The sequence below is a fragment of the Streptomyces sp. NPDC091272 genome, from assembly GCF_044757485.1.
Classification (GTDB): Bacteria; Actinomycetota; Actinomycetes; order Streptomycetales; family Streptomycetaceae; genus Streptomyces.
Genome location: NZ_JBIVVC010000024.1, coordinates 1 through 6,081 on the forward strand (window position 1 = coordinate 1; position 6,081 = coordinate 6,081).

The 6,081-nt window shown below is 69.8% G+C and carries 4 protein-coding genes; 3 read left to right on the top strand and 1 reads right to left on the bottom strand.

Features of this window, described 5'->3' with window-relative positions:
• The 3 genes from ACIQM4_RS34510 to ACIQM4_RS34520 all read left to right on the top strand — a co-directional run.
• A partial coding sequence (locus ACIQM4_RS34510; RefSeq protein ID WP_401599530.1) for a Mu transposase C-terminal domain-containing protein occupies window positions 1-981 on the top strand: 981 nt, incomplete at its 5' end.
• Between the two features lie 10 nt (window positions 982-991).
• Complete coding sequence (locus ACIQM4_RS34515; RefSeq protein WP_401599532.1) at window positions 992-1,612, top strand: ATP-binding protein; 621 nt, start codon at window positions 992-994, stop codon at window positions 1,610-1,612.
• Between the two features lie 164 nt (window positions 1,613-1,776).
• Window positions 1,777-2,739, top strand: coding sequence for a hypothetical protein (locus tag ACIQM4_RS34520; RefSeq protein WP_401599534.1), 963 nt, complete (start codon window positions 1,777-1,779; stop codon window positions 2,737-2,739).
• Between the two features lie 178 nt (window positions 2,740-2,917).
• Here the strand turns inward: ACIQM4_RS34520 and ACIQM4_RS34525 are convergent, their stop codons facing one another.
• Window positions 2,918-5,485 carry a Helicase associated domain protein gene (locus tag ACIQM4_RS34525; protein ID WP_401599536.1) on the bottom strand — a complete coding sequence of 856 codons (2,568 nt, stop codon included), beginning with the start codon at window positions 5,483-5,485 and terminating at the stop codon, window positions 2,918-2,920.
• Window positions 5,486-6,081 lie beyond the last annotated feature (596 nt).

Sequence of the window (6,081 nt, forward strand, 5' to 3'; positions counted from 1 at the left end):
CTACGGGCCGTGCGGCGGGCTGCCCACGTGGTGCGGGTGGACCGAGGCAAGGAATTCCTGTGCCGCACCGTCTCCCGGGCCCTGGGGATGTTCGCGGTACCGGTGGATGACCTGCCCGCGTACAAGCCCTACCGCAAGGGCACCGTCGAGGCGCTGAACAACGCGGTCGAGGAGATGTTCCTCGTCTCGCTGCCGGGTTACACCCGCCGGGCCCGCCCGGTGGGCGCGCACCGCCCCGACCAGGCAGAAGACCTCCTGTCGTTCGCCCATTTCGTCGAGACGCTGCTGGGCTGGGTGCACTGGTGGAACACCGAACACCGCCCCGCCGGCCTCAAGGGCGGCTTGACCCCCCTTGCGGCGTGGGAGGCGGACCCCACACCCATCGAGGAAGTCCCCGCGAAGCAGCTGGCCTTCTTCGCCCTGGAGGACGACGGCCGCACCCGGAAGATCTCCACCAACGGCATCCGGTGGCGCAGCCGCTTCTACATCGCCCCGTGGATGGTCGGCCGCGTAGGCACGCGGGTGCGTCTGCGCTACCTGCCGCACTACGACGGACAGATCGAGGTGTTCTGCGCCGACAACACCGACCGCTACCTGGGCCCCGCACACCTCGCCCAGGCCGCCACGCTGGAGCAGCGCCGGGAGCTGAGTGCGCTCAGGGACGCCCGGGCCCGGGCGCTGAAAGCCGACCTCAAAGCCGCGGAAAGGCAGCGGCGCACCCGCTACACAGCCACCACCACGCCTGCCGCACCCCGCCCGCGCCGCACGGTCACCCAGCAGCAGGCCCAGGAGGAACTCGCCCGCGGCCGGGCGGTGGATCTGGCGGCCCGGGCGCTGCCGGACCTGATCCCGCCCCGCGAGCCGCCCCCGGGCTGGGCCCGCCCCCACCCCGCACCCAAGAACCGGGATCGCCCTCCAAGCACCGAAAACACGCCCTACGCAGGAAACGAACCCGCCACCAAGCCCACTACGGGCAGCTAGGAGGAACACAATGTCCACCTCACCGCGCAGGGGACGGCTCCCAGGGGAGCGGGAGGACCACTTCATGTGCCTGCCCGGCGCCCACGTCGTATCCACCCGCTCGCTGCTCACCGTCAGGGAGAACATCCGGGCCGCGATCGAGGCCAGAGCGATGATCTGCATCTACGGGCAGGCCGGCAACGGGAAGTCCTTCGCGGTCAACACCTCACTGCGCGAACTCGCACCGACCATCACCCGCCGTATCCAGTTCCGGGCCCGCCCCTCGACCCGCGACCTGCGCCACGAACTGTTCCACACCCTGGGCCTGCAGGGCCGCCCGCCCGCACACGCGATCGAGTTCGACCGGATGCTGCGCGGCGCCCTGGAAGAACCACTGGTCCTGGTCTGCGACGAGGCCCAGTGGCTGTCGAAGCTGTGCTTCGAGTACCTGCGCTACCTGTGGGACGACACCGACTCCGACCTGACGATCGTCTTCACCGGCCGAACGGCTGCTTCGAGATGCTGCAGAGCGAACCGATGCTGGAATCCCGGGTCTACACCTGGCAGGAAATCAGCAGCATGCCCCTGGACGAAGTCCTCACCGTCGTCCCCGCCTTCCACCCCCTCTAGGCCCAGGCAGACCCCGAACTGATCGCCCTGTGCGACCAAGAAGCCGCCCACGGGAACTTCCGCGCCTGGGCGAAAATCACCCACCACCTGAACACCGGCCTGCAGGAAACCCGGCCGTACCACCGTCGACGAGGACCTGCTGCGCTGGGCCTACAGCAAACTCCGCACCCGCCAGGCAGCCTGACCATGCTCACCTGCCCCCACCCGCCCCCCGTCACCCTCGTCATGGACCCGCACGACGACGTCACCCACACCCGCGCGGCCCTCGCCGCTCACGACCCCGCCCACGGCCGCATCACCGTTCACCCCACCCCCGGCACCGGCTCCACCCTCGCGCTCGCCTACGACATCCTCGCCGCCCTCGGCAAACCCGTCCCCCTGACCGGCTACCGCACCCTCGACACCCAGCCGGCCTGGACGCTGTGCGCCGCCTGGATCCTCGCTCTGCCCGTCACCTCCCTCACCGTCCTGCGCACCCACCTCCTGAGCCCCCGCGCTCTCACCGACCTTCTTGCCCTGCGCACCCGTACCGGCCTGCACCTCGCCCTGGTCTGCCACCAGAGCAACAGCACCACCCTGGAGCGGGCCCTGCAGTGCACAGACCATGTCCTGGCAGACGCCGAGGCGGTTCTCTCCCTCCGAAAGGCAACCAACACCCAAGAGCCGCACCCCGCCCCCCCCGCACGCCCCTCACGGCACTGGATCAACCTGCCGTCCCTCAACTCCCTGAACTGCGCCTACACCACCACCCCCTGCTCCTGCCGGGGACCGGCCCCACAAGTGTCCCGCCTTGATCAAAGACGTATCGCTCAACGCCTGCACGCCGCAACCGCACATCCGCACCTCGCGGCCGAACTGGCCACCGCCTGCTTCGCGGCCGCCACAACGACCCAGATCAGCGGCGTCTGTGTGGCCGACACCGCCATGGACGGCACCACCTTGATCCTCCTCGACCGGACCCAGCCCTACGACCCCTACGTGAGCCACCGTGTTCCGCACTGGGCCCAAGTCTTCCTGCGCGCTGCGGCATTCACCCACTACCTCACCACCGCACGAAGAAGCGACCCCCTCTTCACCGACCCCCTCTTCACCGACCCCCTCGGCTGCACCTCGCTGCCCCGGCTCACCGATTTCGCCGAGCACTGCTGACTGCGCCCGCCCCAGCCCAAGCCCGCCAGACGCCGCAAGAACGCACGCTCCACACTGCCGCCACCGATCGTGTGGCCGCGGTGCACGCCTACCCCTCCGGCCGCACTCCGACTGAGGACACGATGACGAGCACGGTCGCTGAAGCGGACGCACCCCGCAACGGACTGCGGACCCCGATTCACCTCGCGCTCCTCCTTGCAGTGCCCGCCGACCACCGCACGCCCAACGCCTCCAGCTGCGCCCGCCGCTCCTGGCTGAGCTCGCTCTCCCGCTTACGGACGTTGTCGAGCCACGACCCCAACCGCACCTCCACAACGCCGTCAGCACCGCTCTGTGTACCTGCCAGCCCGTCGGCCACCAAGTCCTCCACGTGCTTCCTCGGCACCACAAGGTGTCCTTCCCGGGCGTAGAACTGCTTTGCTGCCGTCAGGTTGGTGGCCCACTTGTCGTTCTGCGTGCGCTTCACCGGCCGCTCGCTGTCGTCGGCCGGCCCCAGCCCGAGAGACAGCTCCAGCAACCACTGCTGCGCAGGCTGCAGCGCCTCCCACTCGAACCGGCAGCTCTGGACCCACCGGCCAATGTCCTCGCCCTGGACCAGGAGGACACCCGCCTCGGTGGGCAACGTGCCGCCGCGCTTCACATGGTTCTGTGCGAGTCGAAGGCAGCGTTGCCACCCGGCATCCCAGGCCGGGCACCACCCGGGGTCGACCTTGTCGAGTTCCTCGCGCCGCTTCCAGGACAGCCCGCCCGCCACCACGTCGTCATCGTCACAGACCTCGATGCCCTGCTCTTCGAGCTCCCGGAGACGGGTGTCGGTCAACCGGGCGGCCGTCCGCAGATTCTTCGCCCACGTCCCCACGGGATAGCCACCGAGCCCCACGGCCGCGGCTGGCGGGAGGAAGTGTCCGTGCTCGCCGGCCCAGTACCGGGCCGCCACCAGCCCTTCCTCGAACGCACGGTCCCGGTGCGACCACACCACACCCAGCTTCTCCAGCTCCCGCACCCGCTCCACCGCCAAAGTCTTCGCCGCGCGGGCGGTGCGCTGATTCTTCAACCAGGTGCCCAGCGGGAACCCCGCGGGCTTCCAGTCGGTGGGGGTGACGTAGTCGTACGGCACCCGCAACTCCCCACCCTCCGCGACCTCCTTCACGTACCGGGCGGCAGCGGTGATCCCGTTGCGCCAGAACGCCGTCTCCGGGTGCAGAACCCGCAACGCCACGAACCGAGCCACCTCCGCCGGATCCCTCGGAGTGGAGAACTTCAACAGCTCCCGCGCCGGAGCACTCGGACCCCGCCCCTCACCACCCGGCTGCTCCTGGTCGTCCTCGTCACCCGCTTCCGCAGGCTCGTTGTTGTCCCAACTCCCGCTGCGGACACGGGGGTCGGCCAGCTGCTCAACGGTGTCGGTGTCGTGGGCCCGGAGGGCTCCAAGGACCTTCGCGAGGGTTTCTGTGCCCGGTGACACCACCATCTCCCCAGTTTCCTCGCCCGGCCCGAGGAATACCGGCACCACCAACGACGCGATTTTCCCTTCACCGGGCTGCATACGGAGGGCCCGGCCGACCATCTGCACAATGTCAACCATGGAACCGCGCGCATCGCAAAAGGCGACGGAATCACAGCGGGCCACATCGAGACCCTCACCGAGGATCTTCACCGAAGAGATCACCTTCAGCATCGCCGGAGAGACCGACCCCGCACCGTCGCCGATGACGTCCGACTCGAACTCGGCCAGCACGGCCCGCCGGTGGCCGGTCTGGTGCTCCCCGTACAACCACGACGCCCACACCCGCTCCGGCGCGTGATACCGCTTCGGGTCCTCCGCGAACAGCCGCGCCGCCACCCCCGGCAGGCCTTCCGCCATGGCTTCGGCCTCCGCGACCCGGGAGTGGAACGCCAGCGTCTTGCGCAGGTTCTCGTCGGCGGCCGCGGTCACCAGACCTGCCTGGAGCGCGGCGAGCCGTGCCCCGCGCACGAGGTTCGAACCGCGGTCACCGGATGCCTGCGCGGCGTGGAGCTCGGGATCGCTGATGTCGACACAGATCACCTGGTACGGGGCAATCAGCCCCCGCGAAATCGCCTGCGAGAGCGTCAGCTTCCACGCCACCGGCCCGAACACCGGCGAGTCCGGACTCATGTTCGCGAGCAACCGTGGCGCCTCGCGGCCACCCCTACGGGCCTCCTCGGCCGCCTCCCACACGCGCGGGGTGGCGGTCATGTACAGGCGCCGAACGGCGGGGATCTTCGCCTGGTCGTGCACCGCAGCCCACGGCTTCGAGGCGTCACCACTGGTGCGGTGGGCTTCGTCCACCACCATCAGGTCGAACGCTCCCATGCCCGCCTCGTGGGCCCGCTGCACGGTCGTGGACGCGGAGGCATAGGTGCTGAACACCGTCACCGTCTCCTCGCCCCCCGCCCACGCCAGCAGTTCGGCCGGGTTGGTGGTGCAGGGGATCCCGCCGGACTCGGAGGCGGCCAGCGAGCACGCCCCGACCATCGCCCCGCCCCGACCGGCTCGCCGCCACTCGGCGGCCATCTGCGTCAGCAGATCCAGCGTCGGGACCAGGACCAGGACCCGCCGGGCGTGCAGGCGTTGGGCGGTTACGGCGGCGATGCGGGTCTTCCCGGAACCGGTCGCAGCGATCACCTGGCAGCGCAGCCCGTCCTCCGGCACCGGAGAGCCGGCCGGGAGCTGAAGATGGCGCAGCGCGGCATCGACCGCCTCCTCCTGGTGCGGACGCAACATGTCCCTCGGCATACGACGGGTCCCTTTCTCGGTGACGAGCAGTCCTTTTTCCGGTGCTCCTACGGCCCACCGGATGCATTCGCTACGCTGTTATTCCTGCACCAATTCCCGATGAAAGCAGATGACGCGAGGTGCAGAATTCGCGGCGCCCGCGAGGGCTGGAGGTAGTCCGTTCCCTCGAACCAAAGTAGCCGGTTGGACAGAATGACGCACACCGATCCGTGGGAGTGACAGGAAGTGTCCGAAACTGGTAGCGTCGTACCTACAGTTCGGAGGGTGCGGCCCGTACCGGACCGCACGGGCAGGCTCTCGGTTCCGCCCCGGAGGGGCGGGGACACCGGGCTCACCCCAACCTTCCCCGTCTGACACCCCGCCCGCTCCCGCTGCTGCGCAGTTGAGGGCCGCGCGGAGCGTGGCCCGTGGCCGGATCGCGGAGCGATCAGGCTCGCCGGTGCGGAGCGCCGGCCCGGAGTGCGGCGAAGCCGTACTCCGGGACTGTTGGGCCACGGAGTGGACCGGCAGCCCGTATCGCGGAGCGATACGGGAAAAGGGCCGCGTAGCGGCCCCGCGTCGCGTCTGCGGAGCAGACCGCGCGC

Bases quoted from the DNA above. Each gene is read 5' to 3' on its own strand.
- ACIQM4_RS34515 (WP_401599532.1), top strand. From the start codon at position 992: ATGTCCACCTCACCGCGCAGGGGACGGCTCCCAGGGGAGCGGGAGGAC.
- ACIQM4_RS34520 (WP_401599534.1), top strand. From the start codon at position 1,777: ATGCTCACCTGCCCCCACCCGCCCCCCGTCACCCTCGTCATGGACCCG.
- ACIQM4_RS34525 (WP_401599536.1), bottom strand. From the start codon at position 5,485: ATGTTGCGTCCGCACCAGGAGGAGGCGGTCGATGCCGCGCTGCGCCAT.